This is a genomic window from Oceaniovalibus guishaninsula JLT2003, assembly GCF_000299575.1.
GTDB lineage: Bacteria > Pseudomonadota > Alphaproteobacteria > Rhodobacterales > Rhodobacteraceae > Palleronia > Palleronia guishaninsula.
In genome coordinates this window covers 106,414-122,392 of record NZ_AMGO01000007.1, presented here as the reverse complement: position 1 = coordinate 122,392, position 15,979 = coordinate 106,414, and the positions used below count along the sequence as shown (strand labels likewise).

13 protein-coding genes and 1 pseudogene are annotated in these 15,979 nt (G+C 70.0%); 2 read left to right on the top strand and 12 right to left on the bottom strand.

What is annotated here, in order from left to right:
- Positions 1 to 6: 6 nt before the first annotated feature.
- The 11 genes and pseudogenes from OCGS_RS02245 to ftsW form a co-directional block, all read right to left on the bottom strand.
- Positions 7 to 849: an outer membrane protein assembly factor BamD gene (locus tag OCGS_RS02245; RefSeq protein WP_007425596.1), complete on the bottom strand. Its 843-nt coding sequence runs from the start codon at positions 847 to 849 to the stop codon at positions 7 to 9.
- A gap of 94 nt (positions 850 to 943) precedes the next feature.
- Positions 944 to 1,864 carry a UDP-3-O-acyl-N-acetylglucosamine deacetylase gene (gene lpxC, locus OCGS_RS02240; RefSeq protein ID WP_007425595.1) on the bottom strand — a complete coding sequence of 307 codons (921 nt, stop codon included), beginning with the start codon at positions 1,862 to 1,864 and terminating at the stop codon, positions 944 to 946.
- 180 nt (positions 1,865 to 2,044) lie between these two features.
- Positions 2,045 to 3,691, bottom strand: a complete 1,647-nt coding sequence (gene ftsZ / locus OCGS_RS02235; protein WP_007425594.1) for a cell division protein FtsZ — start codon at positions 3,689 to 3,691, stop codon at positions 2,045 to 2,047.
- Between the two features lie 173 nt (positions 3,692 to 3,864).
- On the bottom strand, positions 3,865 to 5,199 hold the full coding sequence (gene ftsA, locus OCGS_RS02230; protein WP_007425592.1) for a cell division protein FtsA: 1,335 nt from the start codon (positions 5,197 to 5,199) through the stop codon (positions 3,865 to 3,867).
- A 2-nt stretch (positions 5,200 to 5,201) separates the two neighbouring features.
- The gene (locus OCGS_RS02225) at positions 5,202 to 6,074 is read right to left on the bottom strand and encodes a cell division protein FtsQ/DivIB (protein WP_007425591.1); all 873 of its coding nucleotides are present in this window, start codon (positions 6,072 to 6,074) and stop codon (positions 5,202 to 5,204) included.
- A pseudogene (locus tag OCGS_RS02220) lies at positions 6,062 to 6,959 on the bottom strand (D-alanine--D-alanine ligase). Before OCGS_RS02220 ends, OCGS_RS02225 begins: the two are co-directional and overlap by 13 nt.
- An 83-nt stretch (positions 6,960 to 7,042) precedes the next feature.
- Complete coding sequence (gene murB, locus OCGS_RS02215; RefSeq protein ID WP_007425589.1) at positions 7,043 to 7,969, bottom strand: UDP-N-acetylmuramate dehydrogenase; 927 nt, start codon at positions 7,967 to 7,969, stop codon at positions 7,043 to 7,045.
- Entirely contained in the window at positions 7,966 to 8,217 is a 252-nt protein-coding gene (locus OCGS_RS02210) for a DUF2484 family protein (protein ID WP_007425588.1), read from the bottom strand. The genes murB and OCGS_RS02210 overlap by 4 nt, the downstream gene beginning before the upstream one ends.
- Positions 8,214 to 9,632, bottom strand: a complete 1,419-nt coding sequence (murC, locus tag OCGS_RS02205) for a UDP-N-acetylmuramate--L-alanine ligase (protein WP_007425587.1) — start codon at positions 9,630 to 9,632, stop codon at positions 8,214 to 8,216. Before murC ends, OCGS_RS02210 begins: the two co-directional genes overlap by 4 nt.
- A 29-nt stretch (positions 9,633 to 9,661) precedes the next feature.
- The gene (murG, locus tag OCGS_RS02200) at positions 9,662 to 10,798 is read right to left on the bottom strand and encodes an undecaprenyldiphospho-muramoylpentapeptide beta-N-acetylglucosaminyltransferase (protein WP_007425586.1); all 1,137 of its coding nucleotides are present in this window, start codon (positions 10,796 to 10,798) and stop codon (positions 9,662 to 9,664) included.
- Positions 10,798 to 11,964 carry a putative lipid II flippase FtsW gene (gene ftsW / locus OCGS_RS02195; protein ID WP_040610314.1) on the bottom strand — a complete coding sequence of 389 codons (1,167 nt, stop codon included), beginning with the start codon at positions 11,962 to 11,964 and terminating at the stop codon, positions 10,798 to 10,800. Before ftsW ends, murG begins: the two co-directional genes overlap by 1 nt.
- 129 nt (positions 11,965 to 12,093) lie before the next feature.
- Here ftsW and OCGS_RS02190 point away from each other — a divergent pair, with 129 nt between their 5' ends.
- Complete coding sequence (locus tag OCGS_RS02190; protein ID WP_007425584.1) at positions 12,094 to 13,299, top strand: BaiN/RdsA family NAD(P)/FAD-dependent oxidoreductase; 1,206 nt, start codon at positions 12,094 to 12,096, stop codon at positions 13,297 to 13,299.
- A gap of 14 nt (positions 13,300 to 13,313) precedes the next feature.
- A complete protein-coding gene (gene pepT, locus OCGS_RS02185; protein WP_007425583.1) occupies positions 13,314 to 14,558 on the top strand; it encodes a peptidase T in 1,245 nt (414 codons plus the stop codon).
- Here the strand turns inward: pepT and murD are convergent.
- Positions 14,542 to 15,939, bottom strand: coding sequence for a UDP-N-acetylmuramoyl-L-alanine--D-glutamate ligase (murD, locus tag OCGS_RS02180; protein WP_007425582.1), 1,398 nt, complete (start codon positions 15,937 to 15,939; stop codon positions 14,542 to 14,544). The two genes, pepT and murD, sit on opposite strands and share 17 nt — an antisense overlap.
- Between the last annotated feature and the right edge of the window lie 40 nt (positions 15,940 to 15,979).

Sequence of the window (15,979 nt, the reverse complement as noted above, 5' to 3'; positions counted from 1 at the left end):
CGGGGGTCAGAGCCACTCGCCCCGGACGACCTGACGATAGGTGGTCTGAAGCCAGCCGTCGCCCACGGGTTCCAGCGTCAGGCCCCGCCCCGTCAGCAGCGCGTAGGCGTCGCGATACCATTCCGTGCCCTGGTAGTTGTAGCCGAGGATGGCGCCGGCGGTGCGCGCCTCGTCTTCCAGGCCGAGACTGAGATACGCCTCGACCAGGCGCAGCAGCGCCTCGGGGGTGTGGGTGGTGGTCTGGAACTGTTCGACGACGACGCGGAAGCGGTTGATCGCGGCGGTGTAATGCCCGCGCTTGAGATAATAGCGCCCGATTTCCATTTCCTTGCCGGCGAGGTGGTCGAAGGCAAGGTCGAACTTGAGCGCGGCCGAGCGGGCATAGTCGCTGTCGGGATACCGTTCGATCACGACGCGCAGGGCCTGAAGGGCCTGGAAGGTCAGCCCCTGGTCGCGGCCCACGTCGTCGATCTGGTCGTAATAGCTGAGCGCCAGAAGATACTGGGCATAGGCCGCATCCTCGCCGCCCGGATAGAAGTCAATGTAACGCTGGGCGCTGGCGCGGGCGGATTCGTAGTCGCGATCCCGGTGGAACGCCAGCGCCTGCATCACCAGCGCGCGCTGCGCCCATTCGGAATAGGGATAAAGACGCTCGACCTCGCCGAAGAAGCGGGCGGCCTCGGCGGGCTTTTGCGACGCAAGCTCGACCTCGCCGCGATTGTAGATGTCCCTGGCGGAGAAGTCTTCGAGCGGCAGGTTGCGGCTGGACGTGCCGCCGCCGCAGCCCGCCAGAAACAGCGCAAGGCCGATGGGCGCGGCAAGGCGGATGCTGGACTTGAATTGGCGCATCGGTCCTGTTTCCCCGGTCCCGGTTCCCTCACCGGGTCGCGTCTAGCACAGATATTCGGGGCGCAAAACGTCTTGTCGCCGCGCGCGATGCGGGTCAGGCATGCAGCGGCGCATCGACGGCACGCAGGCCCGCGCCCGGCAGACGCGCGGCCAGGGCGGGGTCGGCGACCACCATGCGGAACGCCTGCGGACGGGCGAAAAGCGCCCGAAGCAGCGCGTTGGTCATCGCGTGGCCCGCCCGGTTGCCGGTATAGCGCGCCAGAAGCGGCGCACCGGCCAGCGCCAGATCGCCCAGCGCGTCCAGCATCTTGTGGCGCACGGGTTCGTCGGCATGGCGCAGGCCGCCGGGGCTGAGGACGATGGGGCCGTCCACAACGACCGCGTTGTCCAGCGTGCCGCCCAGCGCCAGACCGCGCGCCTGCATGGCGCTGACATCCGCCTGCCGGCAGAAGGTGCGGCTGTCGCAGAGTTCGTGGACGAAGCTGCCGTTCGCCAGGCGCAGGAACTTGTCCTGCACGCCGATGGCGGCATCCGCGAAGTCGATGTGGAAATCCATTTCCAGCGTATCGGCGGGGTCGAGACGGGCGATGGCGTCGCCGTTGCGCACCTCGACCGTCTGAAGAACCTCGATCGCGCGGACGGGCGTGTCCTGACGGCGCAGGCCGCGCGCGAGGATGCCAGCGACGAAGGGCGCGGCAGATCCGTCGAGGATCGGAACCTCGGGGCCGTCGATCTCGATCATGGCGTTGTGGATGCCGCAACCGGCGATGGCGGCCATGACGTGTTCGATCGTCGAAACCTCGACGCCCGAGGCATTGGCGATCAGTGTGCAAAGCTGCGAGGGGCGCACGGCATCCCAACGGGCGGGAACCAGCGGATCGCGGTCCACCACATCGGTGCGGCTGAACCAGATGCCGAATTCCGCCGAGGCAGGCCGCAGCACCATGCGGACGGGCCGCCCGGTATGCAGGCCGATGCCGGTGAACGTCACCGGCCCTTTCAAGGTCGTTTGCATGTCACTGTCCCGCTTGCTGCCCGTCGGACCGATCGTGCGATGCCGGTCCGTTAACGATTAGCTAGGCGCGGGGGGCCGGAAGCTCAATTCAACCTTTGCAACGGTCTGTAACAGAGAGCCTGCGGGATGAGGAAAGGGGCCGGTACGAAGCCGGCCCCCGTCGTCCGTTCCGGTGCCGCGTCAGTTGGCCTGACGGCGCAGGAAGGCCGGAATTTCGATTCGGTCCTGTTCGCTGACGTCTTCTTCGTCCTCGAAACGGTGCACCTGCGGCTGCGCGCGGCGCGCGGGCTGCGACTGGCTTGGGGTCGGGCGCTGATGCTCGCCCTCCTGATGGCCGGTCATCCGGTTGATGAGCGAGTTTATGCCGAAGCGCGGCCGTTCCACCGGGGGCTGCTGCCCCTGCGGCTGACGCGCGCCCGAGGCGTTGGCCTTGCCGACGACGGCCTGGAGACGCGCCAGCGCTTCGGGCGTGGGCTGGCCGGGCGCGCCGCGGCGCGCGGCGACCGCCTGAGATACGGGGTTGGCGGGCGCCTGCGGGGCGGCGGCGGCGGGGCGATAAGCCGGGGCGGGCATATCGTCCTCGGCCGCGGTCTGGGATCCCTCGTCCTGGTCGGCCGTGTCGTGGACCGGCGTGTAGTCGGCGAAGAAGTCCTGATCGGGGGCGGCAGGCTCGGCCCGCTCGGCCCGTTCGGCAGGTGCGGCGCGGCGGGCGGCGACGACCTGTGCCGCGGTCGGGCGCGACGATGCCGCGGCGAGACGGGCGGGTGCCGGGGCGGGCGCTGCCGCCGGTTCCTCAACGCGCGGCGTCACCAGCGGTTCGGCCATGCGACGGCGCGGGACGGGCACGTCGCCGACCTGGACCGACGCGTCGATGCCGGTGGCCACGACGCTGACGCGGACCTTGCCCGACATGGTTTCGTCCAGCGTCGAGCCGACGATGATGTTGGCGTCGGGATCGACCTTTTCGCGGATGACGTTCGCCGCCTCGTCCAGTTCGAACAGGGTCAGGTCGTGCCCGCCGGTGATGTTGATCAGCACGCCCTTGGCGCCGTTGAGGCTGATTTCGTCCAGCAGCGGGTTGGCGATGGCCTTTTCGGCGGCCTGAAGCGCCCGGTCGTCGCCTTCGGCCTCGCCGGTGCCCATCATCGCCTTGCCCATCTCGTCCATCACGGCGCGCACATCGGCGAAGTCGAGGTTGATGAGGCCCGGACGCACCATCAGGTCGGTCACGCCCTTGACGCCCTGATAGAGCACGTCGTCGGCCATCGCGAAGGCGTCGGTGCAGGTGGTCTTTTCGTTGGCCAGACGGAACAGGTTCTGGTTGGGAATGATGATCAGCGTATCGACCATCTTCTGAAGCGCCTCGACGCCTTCCTCGGCCTGACGCATCCGCTTGGCGCCTTCGAACTGGAAGGGCTTGGTCACGACGCCCACGGTCAGCACGCCCAGCTCGCGCGCGGCCTGCGCGATGATGGGGGTGGCGCCTGTGCCGGTGCCGCCGCCCATGCCGGCGGTGATGAAGCACATATGCGCCCCGGCCAGATGGTCGATGATGTCCTCGATGCTTTCCTCGGCGGCGGCGGCGCCGACGGCGGCGCGCGCGCCGGCCCCCAGACCTTCCGTCACCTTGACGCCCATCTGCACCTTGGCGGGGGCGAGGCTTTGGGCCAGCGCCTGCGCGTCGGTGTTGGCGACCACGAACTCGACCCCTTCGAGCTGCTGCGCGATCATGTTGTTGACCGCGTTGCCGCCTGCGCCGCCGACGCCGAATACTGTGATTCGCGGCTTCAGTTCGTCCTGATGGGGCAGGTCGAGATTCAATGTCATGCTGTGTCCGCCTGTAAATTTGCCCGCTTGCCGGGGCATTTCCGCCACTCGTTGCAGCTGATTCTAACGATCATGCGCGCGCGCGTCACCTGCAAATCCGCGATTCGGCGCAGATTCCCGACGACAGTTCAAAGACTTCGGCGACATCCCGCCTGCACTTGAAGGTCTGGCCGTTACCAGTTGTCCTTGAACCATTTTACCGCCCTGCGCAGGGACCGCGCCGGGTATCTGTCCATCGGAATCTCGAAATCCCACCATTCGTCCTGGGGATTGGCGGCGAAAAGACACAATCCGACCGCGCTGGCGAAAGCGGCGCCGGTCGCCTTTTCGGGCAGGCCGGACACCCGCAGGGGGCGGCCGATTCGGACCTGCTGGCCCAGGATTCGCGGCGCCAGACCGTCGAGGCCGGGGATCTGGCTGGTGCCGCCGGTCAGCACGATCTGCTGGCTGCGCAGCGCGTCGAAGCCCGCCGCATCCAGCCGCGCGCGGACCTCCTCGAGGATTTCCTCGACCCGCGGGCGCATGATGCCGATCAGCTCGGCCCGGCTGGCGCTGCGGCGGTCGCGTTCCCAGTCGCCGCTTTCGCCGCCCAACTCGATCATCTCGCGGTCGTCCATGCCGGTGGCGACCACGCCGCCATGCCGCGTCTTCAGCCATTCGGCCCGCGCCAGCGGCACCTGAAGGCCCTTGGAGATATCGCTGGTCACATGATCGCCGCCCAGCCGGACGCTGTCGGCATAGATCATGTGCTTCTTCATGAAGATCGATACGCCGGTCGCGCCGCCGCCGATGTCGATGCAGGCGGCGCCCAGTTCCTGTTCGTCCTCGACCAGGCTGGAAATGCCGCTGACATAGGCCGAGGAGGCCAGACCGGCGAGTTCCAGATCGCAGCGCTTGACGCAGTGGATGAGGTTGGCCAGCGTCGTTCCGTCCACCGTCAGCAGGTGCATGTCGCAGGCCAGCATCTGCCCCGCCTGCCCGCGCGGATCGTTCAGGCCGCTGCGATGGTCCAGCGCGAAGTTCACCGGCTGGGCATGCAGCACCTCGCGCCCCTCGCCGATGGGCGGCATGTCGCAGGCGGCCAGGACGCGGGCCACGTCCTGTTCGCTGACATGGTCCTGTTCCAGTTCGACCTGCCCCGCCAGACCGTAGCTGCGCGGATCGCCGCCCGCGACGCAGGCGATGACGTGATCGACGCGCAGTTGCGCGGCCTTCTGCGCGGCCTGGACGACGGTGCGGATCGCGCGCTCGGTCTCCTGCATGGCGCTGACTTCGCCGAAGCGGACGCCGCGCGACCGGGTGGTGGCGGCACCGATGACGCGGAAGGCGCTTTGACCGGCCATCGGGCCGACGCCTTCGCTGGGGCGGAAGGCGTCGGGACCGTCGAACCGCAGCACGAGGCAGGCGATCTTGGACGTGCCCACGTCCAGAATGGCGATCACGCCCCGCTGCATGGCGGCGCGCCGCATCGCCCGCATCGCCCGCTGCGACTGATAGAGGTCCGTCATTCCTAGTCGACTCCGAGTTCGGTCAGCTTGATGTTGCGCAGCCGCAGCGCCGTCGCGGCGCCCAGCCGCAGCGTGGGCCGGGCGGGGTTGCGCATGTCCACCGCCGCCACGTCGCGGTCCAGCAGATCGCGCGCAGCGTCGAGGGCGACGACGCGTTCCAGCGCCGGAACGGGATCGGCGCGCGGCAGCAGGATGCGCTGGCCGTTATCCAGCACCACGTCCCAGCGGCGTTCGCCCATGCGGGTCAGGCCGCGGATGCGTCCGGCGATGGGGCGCGCGGCATCGAGGATGCGAAGCGCCTCGGGAACGGCGCGTTCCGCCCCCTCGCCGGCCAGAAGCGGCAGTTCAGGACGGTCGGCGCGGCGCGGCAGCAAGGCCACCCGCGCGCCATCGGCATCGAGAAGGTGCAGCCCTGTCGGCCCGCGCCAAATGGCGGCCGGAACGCGCTGGACGACGCGCACTTCCAGCACGCCGCCGGGACGCACGCGCAGATCGGTCCGCGACACGGCATCGAGGCGCGCCACCCCGTCATAGAGCGCTTCGAGGTCGAGATCGAAGGAGCTTACCGGCAGGTCGAGCGCCAGCGCCCGGCCGATCTCAGCGGCCACGAGGTCGGACGCGCCGTCGATGCGGATTTCATGGACCATGAACTCGTCGCGCTGCTGGATCTGCATCCGCAGATCGGCGATCCGGTCGGTCAGCACGGCGCGGCGGTCGGCATCGCCCAGCAGGACGGCCAGCACCAGAAGAAGCGCCAGAAGCGGCAGGCCCCGCCGCACCGCCACGCGCACCATCGGCGTCAGCGCCAGCCGTTGCAGCCGGTAGCTGAGCCGCGACGGCGCGGGATCGCGGCGGGGGGCGGTCAGCGACCGCATGACGCGTCCCTGATCATCCAGTCGCAAAGCGCGCCGAACGACAGGCCGCAATGCGCCGCCTGTTCGGGGGTCAGCGAGGTGGGCGTCATGCCGGGCTGGGTGTTGGTTTCCAGCAGGATCAGCCCATCCAGGCCGCGCCCCTCGTCCCAGCGCAGGTCGGTGCGCGTGACGCCGCGGCATCCCAGCGCCTCGTGCGCGCGCAGGGCGTAATCGGCGCAGGCCGACGCGATTTCGGCAGGCACCTCGGCGGGCAGGACATGGCGCGACCCGCCGGGGCGATACTTGGCGTCGTAATCGTACCAGCCGTCGGTCACGATGTCGGTGACGCCAAGGGCCCGCGCCTCGCCCAGGGGGCCGGCGCCCAGCACCGTCACCGTCAACTCGCGCCCCGGCGCAAAGCGTTCGACCATCACCGTTTCGGGCATCGTGTCGGCCAGATGGGGGGGGCCGTTTGCGGCCTCGTGGACGATATAGACGCCGACCGAGCTGCCTTCGTTGTAGGGCTTGACGACATAGGGGGGGGTCCATGACGTGACTGGCACGCACATGGCGGGACAGCGCCAGGATCGACGGCACCACCGGCAGCCCGGCGCGGCGATAGGCGTCCTTGGTGCGTTCCTTGTCCATCGCCAGCGCCGAGGCCAGCACCCCCGAATGGGTATAGGGCAGGCGCATCCATTCCAGCAGGCCCTGAACGCAGCCGTCTTCGCCCAGGGGGCCATGCAGGGCGTTGAAGACGATGTCGGGCCGGATGTCGGACAGCCGCAGGGCGAGGTCGGACTGGGCGTCCACCTCGGTCACGTCGTATCCCTGCCCCCGCAGGGCCGCGGCGCATTCGCGCCCCGACGACAGCGACACCTCGCGCTCGGCCGAGGGTCCGCCCATCAGTACGGCCACCTTGGGGTTTGTCCTGCTCGACATACCCGCCATTCGTCTTCCCGCGGCCCGTTTGCGGACCTTGTTATCTGTCAGGCGGCCGGATCGCCCACGCGCCTGATTTCCCATTCTAGCCGAATCCCGCTGTCATGGAATACCTTTTCGCGCACCTCCTCGCCCAGGCCTTCCAGATCGGCGGCGGTCGCGTTCCCGGTATTGACCAGGAAGTTCGGGTGCATCGGCGACATCTGCGCGCCGCCGCGCCGCGCGCCGCGCAGGCCGGCATCGTCGATGACCTTCCACGCCTTCAGATCGTGCGTGTCGTCGGCCCGCCCGGTGCTGGAATGGCCGACCGGATTGCGGAAGGTGCTGCCGGCGCTGCGATCCTTGACCGGCTGGCTGGAATCGCGGCGCGCAAGCTGATCGCCCATGCGCGCGGCCAGCGCGGCGGGATCGCCCGGCGGCGCGTCGAACGTGGCCGCTACGATCACCGTATCGTCGGGCAGGTCCGAATGGCGATAGGTAAGGTTCAGGTCGGCGGCGGGAATGTCGCGGCGCGTGCCTTCGCGCGACACGGCTCGGACCGAGACCAGCCGGTCCGCGACATAGCTGCCATAGCAGCCCGCGTTCATCCGGACCGCGCCGCCGATGCTGCCGGGGATGGTGCGCAGGAAGGTCAGGTCGTGCCCCGCCTCGGCCGCGCGGATCGCCACGCGGCTGTCGAGTGCCGCCGCACCCGCGACGACGCGGCCGCCCGAGACGTCGATCTCGGCGAAGGGACGGCCCAGCCGGATCACCACGGCGCGCAGGCCGCCGTCGCGCACGATCAGATTGCTGCCGACGCCCATTGGAAAGACCGGCACGGACGGATCCAGCGCGCGCAGGAAATCGGCCAAATCGTCCTCGTCCGCGGGCTGGAAGAACCAGTCGGCCGGGCCGCCGACGCGCAGCCATGTCAGATCCGACAGGGCGCGGTCGGGCGTCAGGCGGCCCCGGACCTGCGGCAGCGGGGCGGTCATTCGCCGGGCGGCAGCAGGCGGCGGTCGCGGCGCGGCGCCGAGGGCGGCCAGCGCAGCACCAGCGCGCCCGCCAGCAACATGGCAAGGCCGATCCACGGTCCGTTCTGCACCGTGATCCAGCCCGACAGCGGCACGCCCGCCGCGATCAGCGCACCCGCCAGCGCCCAGTGGCCGGGACGCGCGGCGCGCAGGCCGGTCAGACCCGCCGCGACCAGCCAGATCACCGCGCAGATCAGCGAGGGCGTCATGCCGCCCCCTCCTCGGCGCGGGCCAGTCGTGCGGGCAGGCGGTTGGCCCAGGCGCTGATCGTGCCGGCCCCGAGGCAGACGACCATGTCGCCGGGACCGGCCTGTTCGCGCACCAGACGCAGCAGATCGTCCTCGTCCGTCACCGCGCGGGCGTGGCGATGGCCGTGGCGGATCAGCCCCGCGACCAGATCGTCGCGGCCCGCGCCTTCGATGGGCGCCTCGCCGGCGGAATAGACATCGGCGATGGCCACCACGTCGGCCTCGTTGAAGCAGCCGCAGAAATCGTCGAACAGGCTGGACAGGCGCGTGAAGCGGTGCGGCTGGTGCACGGCGATCACGCGGCCTTCGGTCGCCTGCCGCGCGGCCCGGAGAACGGCGGCGATCTCGACCGGGTGATGGCCGTAATCGTCGATGACGGTGACGCCGTCCACCTCGCCCACGCGGGTGAAACGGCGGTTGACGCCGCCGAAACGGGCCAGCGCGGTGCGGATCTCGTCCAGCTTGAGGCCCAGATGCCGCGCGACGGCGACGGCGGCCAGCGCGTTGCTGACGTTGTGATCGCCCGGCATCGGCAGGCGGCAGCCCTCGATCACCGCATCTTCGGCCTGAAGGGCGACGTCGAAGCAGGTGACGCCCTTGTCGTAGCGCAGGTTCAGCGCGCGCACGTCGGCCTGCGCGTTGAAGCCGAAGGTGACGACACGGCGGTCGGTCAGCCGGCCGACCAGGGCCTGAACCTCGGGGTGGTCGGTGCAGCAGACGGCGAGGCCGTAGAACGGGATGTTGCCGACGAAATCGTCGAAGCCGCGGCGCAAAGCCTCGATGCTGCCCCAATGTTCCATATGCTCGGGGTCGATATTGGTGACGATGGCGATGGTTGCGGGCAGGCGGTTGAAGGTGCCGTCGCTTTCGTCGGCCTCGACCACCATCCATTCGCCCTGCCCCATCCGGGCATTGGACCCGTAGGCATGGATGATGCCGCCGTTGATGACCGTCGGATCGACGCCGCCCTCGTCCAGCAGGGCGGCAACCATCGTCGTCGTGGTGGTCTTGCCGTGGGTGCCGCCGATGGCGATGTTGGATTTCAACCGCATCAGTTCGGCCAGCATCTCGGCCCGGCGCACCACCGGCAGGCCGCGCAGCCGCGCGCCGTCGAGTTCGGGGTTGCCGGGCTTGATGGCCGAGGAGACGACGACGACCTCGGCCTCCTCCAGGTTCGCGTCGGCCTGTCCGTCGAAGATGCGCGCGCCGAGAGCCGCCAGACGGTCGGTGATCGGGCTGGTGCGGGCGTCCGATCCCTGCACGGTATAGCCGTGGTTCAGCAGCACCTCGGCGATGCCCGACATGCCGATCCCGCCGATGCCCACGAAGTGGATCGGGCCCATCTGGGTCGGCAGCTTGGTCGGGCGGGGATTCATCTGGGGGACGACCTCTATCCGTGCGTGCTTCATGCCTCACCTGCCTTTGCTGCGATGCGTTTGTCCAGTCCGGCCAGCCCCTCGGCCAGATCGGCCAGCCGTTCGGCCGCGTCGGGGCGGCCCGCCTTCTGCGCGTTGCGCGCCATCTCGGTCGCCGTCATCGGCTGGCTGAGGATCATCTCGACCTGCCGGGCGAGGGCCGTGGCGGTGGCCTGCGCTTCGGGGATCAGGATCGCCGCGCCCGCATCCACCATGCCGCGCGCGTTGGCCGTCTGGTGATCGGCGGCGGCGGCGGCGAAGGGGATCAGGATGGCGGGCCGCCCGATGGCCGTCAGATCCGCCACGGTCGATGCCCCCGACCGGGCGACGACGAGCTGCGCCTCGGTGATGCGGCGGGGGATGTCGTCGAAGAACGGCGCGACCTCGGCCGGGATGCTTGCCGCGGCATAGGCGTCGCGGACGCGGGCGACATCCTCGGACCGGGCCTGATGGGCGACGCGCAGGCGGGCACGCAGCGCGTCCGGAAGATCGGCCAGGGCGGCGGGAACCACATCGGAAAGGATGCGCGCGCCCTGCGATCCGCCGATGACCAGCACCGACATCGGATAATCGCCTGGCGCGATATAGGCGGCCCCGGCGCGGTCGCGGATCGCCGCGCGGACGGGATTGCCGGTCGGATGCCCCTCGACGCCGTGCGGCAGGTCGGTCGGCCACGTGCCGCAGGCGACCGCGTTCACGCGCGGCGCGAAGCGGCGGTTGACGCGGCCCAGAACGCCGTTCTGTTCGTGGATCATGCGCGGCACCTTCAGCATCAGCGCCGCCGCCATCGCCGGAATGGACGGATAGCCGCCGAACCCCACGACGATCGCGGGCCGCTCGCGCCGCATCCGCGCCGCCGCCGCGGCGATGCCGCCCGCCAGACGCAGCGGCACGCCCAGACGCGCCAGCATCCCGCCACGCGCGAAGGTCGCGCTGGCCACCTCGACCACGGGCACGTCGGACGGAAAGCCGCCGGCATAGCGCGCGCCGCGCGCATCCGTCATCAGCCGCACCCGCCAGCCGCGATCCAGCAACGTCTCGGCCAGAGCCTGGGCAGGGAACATGTGCCCGCCCGTGCCGCCGGCGGCGAGGATCGCCAGCGGCGCGTCGGTGGCGCGGCCGGGCATCAGCGGCCCCGCGAGATCAGGATGTCGCCGATCTTGCCCTGCGGGCGGGTGCGGGTCAGCGCCAGCAGCATCCCCACCGCGATGCCGCCCGCGATCAGCGACGATCCGCCATAGCTGACGAAGGGCAGCGTCATGCCCTTGGCGGGCAGCAGCCGCACCGCGACGCCCATGTTGATCATCGCCTGCACGCCGAAGGTGCAGGCCAGCCCAGCGCCGGCTAGCCGCGTGAAGGTGTCCCGCTCGCGCCGCAGGCGCCACAGCGCGCGCACGACGATGGTGGCGTAAAGCCCGATGACGAACAGCACCAGCAGAAGGCCGTATTCCTCGGCCGCGACGGCGATGATGAAATCGGTATGCGCGTCGGGCAGCGACCACTTGACCTGTCCCTCGCCCACGCCGACGCCGAAAAAGCCGCCCTCGCGGATGGCGTCGGTGGCATAGCCGAGCTGCGTGCGCGGATCGACATCGGGCGACAGGAAGCCGTCGATGCGGCGCGCGAAGTGTTCGGAACTGGAATAGGCCAGCGTGCCCATCCCCACCACCCCGACGGCAAGGACCACCAGCAGCGTCAGCGGCGCGCCGGCGACGAAATAGATGACGCCCCAGGCGAACAGCACCAGGCAGGCCTGCCCGAAATCGGGTTGCAGCGCCAGAAAGCCGACGATTACCAGCGTCAGCGCCAGCGACATGGCGCGGCCCGGCGGCCCGCCCGGTTCGTGCGCCGCGGCCATCATCCAGGCGACGGTCACGACGAAGGCGGGCTTCAGGAACTCGGACGGCTGCACGCTGACGAAGCCCAGCGAATACCAGCGCACCGCGCCCTTGCCGAAATCGGTGCCCAGAAAGGGCAGCGCCACCAGCGACGCGAAGGCCGCGACGAAGCCCAGCACCGCCAGCCGCCGCACCAGCACGGGCGACATCATCGTCGTCAGCGCCATCACCGCCAGCGCCACGCCGCCGAAGAACGCCTGCCGCTGCACATAATAGAAGGGATCGAGCCCGTTGCGCGCCGCCAGCGGCGGGCTGGAGGCGAGGCCCAGCAGCAGACCGCACCCGAACAGCAGTAGCACACAGCCCAGCGAAAGCCTGTCGATGGTGTTCCACCAACGGGGAAGGATCGGCTCTCCGTCGCGCGACGGAAGAGTGCCGTAAACCATATCGGTCATCGGATGACTGCCAGACTGCCTCAACGCGCCCGTTTGCCGGGTCTGGTCGCGATGCTAGCGCGATCCGTCTTTCGTGGCCAGCGATTTGCGCCCCTTGCACGCAGCATTTCCGCGTGGTCTGCCAGGCCCATGAACGACAGTGGAACATACCGCGTCCTCGTGCTGGGCGCGGGGGCGGCGGGGATGATGTGCGCGGCGCAGGCCGGACCGGGCGTGCTGGTGCTGGACCATGCAAGCGCGCCGGGCGAGAAGATCCGCATCTCGGGCGGCGGGCGGTGCAATTTCACCAATCTGCATTGCGCGCCCGGCAACTTCCTGTCGGCCAACCCGCATTTCGCCAAGTCGGCCCTGGGCCGCTATGGGCCGCAGGACTTCGTGGCGCTGGTGGACCGGCACCGGATCCCCTGGCACGAAAAGACGCTGGGCCAGCTTTTCTGCGACCGCAGCGCCCGCGATATCGTGACGATGCTGGTGGACGAGATGGCCGTCGCGGGCGCCGAGTTGCGGCTGGCCACGGGAATCGTCGATGTCGGCCATGACGGCGCGGCCTTCCGCGTCGAGACGGAGTCCGAAGGGCGGCGGCAGATCGTCCGCGCGCCCGTTCTGGTGCTGGCGACGGGCGGTCTGTCGATTCCGAAGATGGGCGCGACCGGGCTTGCCTATCGTCTGGCCGCGCAATTCGGGCTGAACGTGCTGCCGACGCGCGCGGGGCTAGTGCCGCTGACCTTCACCGGCGGCACGCTGGACCGGCTGAAGGCGCTGTCGGGTGTGGCGGTGCGTGCCCGCGTGACGGCGGACGGCCCCCCTTTCGACGAGGCGCTGCTGTTCACCCATCGCGGGCTGAGCGGCCCGGCCGTCCTTCAGGCGTCGTCCTATTGGCGCGAAGGCAGCGATATCGGGCTGAACCTGGACCCCGAGGACACGATCCGCCCCGCCCTGCGCCACGAACGCCGGACCGCCGGACGCAAGGCCCCGGCGACGGCGCTGGCCGCCCATCTGCCCGCGCGGCTGGCGCAGGACATCGCCGACAGCGCCGATCTGCCGCCGCGGCTGGCCGATTGCGCGGATGCGGCGCTGGACCGATTGATGCAGGCCGTGCGCGACTGGCGGGTGCGGCCCGCCGGGACCGAAGGCTATCGCACGGCCGAGGTAACGCTGGGCGGCATCGACACGGCCGGGCTGGACAGCCGCACGATGCAGGCGCGCGCCGTGCCGGGCCTCTATGCCATCGGCGAGGCGGTGGATGTCACCGGCTGGCTGGGCGGCTATAATTTCCAATGGGCCTGGGCGTCGGGCTGGGCCGCGGGCCAGGCCATCGCCGCCCGCAACCGATGAAAGGACGATCCGCCATGCGCACCCCCTTCGACGCCGAGCTTGAGGACAGGTTATGCCGTTATGCCGCCATCGACACGCAGTCTGACGAAACACGCAACAGCGCGCCCAGCACCGACCGGCAGCTCGACCTGTCGCGCCTGCTGGTCGCCGAGCTGCACGAGATGGGCGCGGCGGATGTCGTGCTGACCGATTACGGCACGGTTCTGGCGACGGTGCCCGCCACGGCGGACGGCCCCGCGATCGGGCTTTGCGCGCATGTCGATACCGCGCCCGCATTCCATGCCAGCGGCGTCCGTCCGGTCGTGCACCGCGATTACGACGGCGGCGACATCCGGTTCGTCGATGCGCCCGATCTGGTTCTGTCGCCCGATGCCCTGCCCTATCTGGCGGCCAAGCGCGGCGACGATATCGTCACCGCCAGCGGCACGACCCTGCTGGGCGCCGACGACAAGGCGGGCGTCGCCATCGCGATGACGGTCGCGCGGCACCTGCTGACCCATCCCGACCTGCCGCACGGCAAGCTGCGCCTGGCTTTCACCCCCGACGAGGAGATCGGCCGCGGCGTCGATCCGCGGCTGCCCGACGATCTGGGCGTCGATTTCGCCTATACGCTGGACGGCGCGCAGGCGGGCGAGATCGAGCATGAAAGCTTTTCGGCGGACGGCGCGACGGTCACGATCACCGGCGTTTCGGCGCATCCCGGCTGGGCCAAGGGGCGGCTGGTCAACGCGCTGCATCTGGCGGCGCGCATCGTGGCGGACGTGTCCGCCGACGGCATGACCCCCGAGACGACGGAGGGTCGCGACGGGTTCATCCATGTCTACGAGGTGTCGGGCACCGCCGCCGAAGCGACGATCAAGCTGATCCTGCGCGATTTCGAACTGGACGGGCTGGCGGCCAGGGGCGCCCTGCTGCGCGACGCCTGTGCCGCGGCGCTGAAGGCCGAACCGCGCGCGCGGATCGACTGCGCGATCCGGCCGCAATACCGCAACATGCGCTATTGGCTGGAAAAGGACATGCGCCCGGTGGAACTGGCGCATGCCGCCTGCCGCGACCTGGGGCTCGACCCGGTACCGGTGCCCATTCGCGGCGGCACGGACGGATCGCGCCTGACCGAACTGGGCGTGCCCTGCCCCAATGTCTTTACCGGGATGCAGGAAATCCACGGCCCGCTGGAATGGATCAGCGTGCAGGACATGGCGCTGTCGGCGCGGGTCGTGCTGCGACTGCTGGAACGCGCGGTCAGGGCAGAGCGTTGACCTGACGGGCGAAATCGTCGCCCCGCGCCTCGAAATCGCGATACTGGTCGAAGGACGCGGCGGCGGGGGCCAGCAGCACGGTATCGCCCGGCCGGGCCTCGGCGGCGGCGCTGGCGACGGCACGCTCCATCGTCTCGCAGATCTCGACGGGGGTGCCGCCCAGTTGCAGCGCGAAGTCGCGCGCGGAATGGCCGATCAGATACGCCTTGGCGACCGACCCCAGATAGGGCGTCAGCGCGGCGATCCCGCCCTCCTTGCCCAGCCCGCCCGCGATCCAGCGGATGCGCGAAAACGCCTGCAACGCCTGCGCGGCGGCATCGGCGTTCGTGGCCTTGCTGTCGTTGACGAACCGCACCCCTCCGCGTTCGGCGATCACCTGGCTGCGATGCGGCAGGCCGGGATAGGATCGCAGACCGGCCTCGATTACGCGGGGGGCAAGCCCCAGCGCGCGCGCGGCGGCGTAAGCGCAGCAGGCGTTCTGATGGTTGTGGCGTCCCGGCAGGCCGGCGATGTCGCGCAGGTCGATGGCCGCGACCTGCCGGCCCTTGCGCGATTCGGACAGATGCCCCCTGCGGGCCGTCACCGACCAGCCCGGCCCGGTCAGCTTGCGCGCAACCGACACGCCGATCACCCGGTCGTCGCCCGCCGCCTCGGAAAGCTGATTGGCCAGGAACCGTCCCTCGACCTCGTCCACGCCGATCACCGCGCGGTCGGGGCCGCCTTCGGCGAAGAGCCGCCGCTTGGCCGCGAAATAGCCGCCCATGCCGCCGTGACGATCCAGGTGATCAGGCGACAGGTTGGTGAAGACGGCGATGTCGGGGGTCAGCGCGCGCGCCAGGTCGGTCTGATAGCTGCTCAGTTCCAGCACGACGATTCCGGCATCGCCGGGCGGGTCGATGTCCAGCACGCCGCGGCCGATATTGCCGGCAAGCTGCGCGCGATACCCCGCATCGGTCAGGATGTGATGGAGCAGCGCGCTGGTGGTGGATTTGCCGTTCGACCCGGTGATCGCGACGACGCGCGGTGCGGTGTCGAAACCGTGCCAGCCGGGCGTCGCCAGCGACCGGAAGAACAGACCGATATCGTTGTCCACCGGCACGCCCGCCCGCAGCGCCGCGTCGATCACCGGATGCGGCGCGGGATAAAGATGCGGGATGCCCGGCGATACGATCAGCGCGGCGACGCCCCGAAACGCGTCGTCGCGCGTCAGGTCGTGCAGCGGAAAACCCTCCGCCGCGGCCCTCTCGCGCCCCTCGGCGCTCTCGTCCCAGCAAAGCGGCGCGGCACCCCCCGCAAGCAGCGCCCGCGCCGCCGACAGGCCCGACCGGCCGAGGCCCAGCACGGCCACATCGCGGCCTTCCAGCCCGCGGACCGGAATCATCCCTTCATCTTTCCGCTAAATACCCCACGGGGGTGCGGGG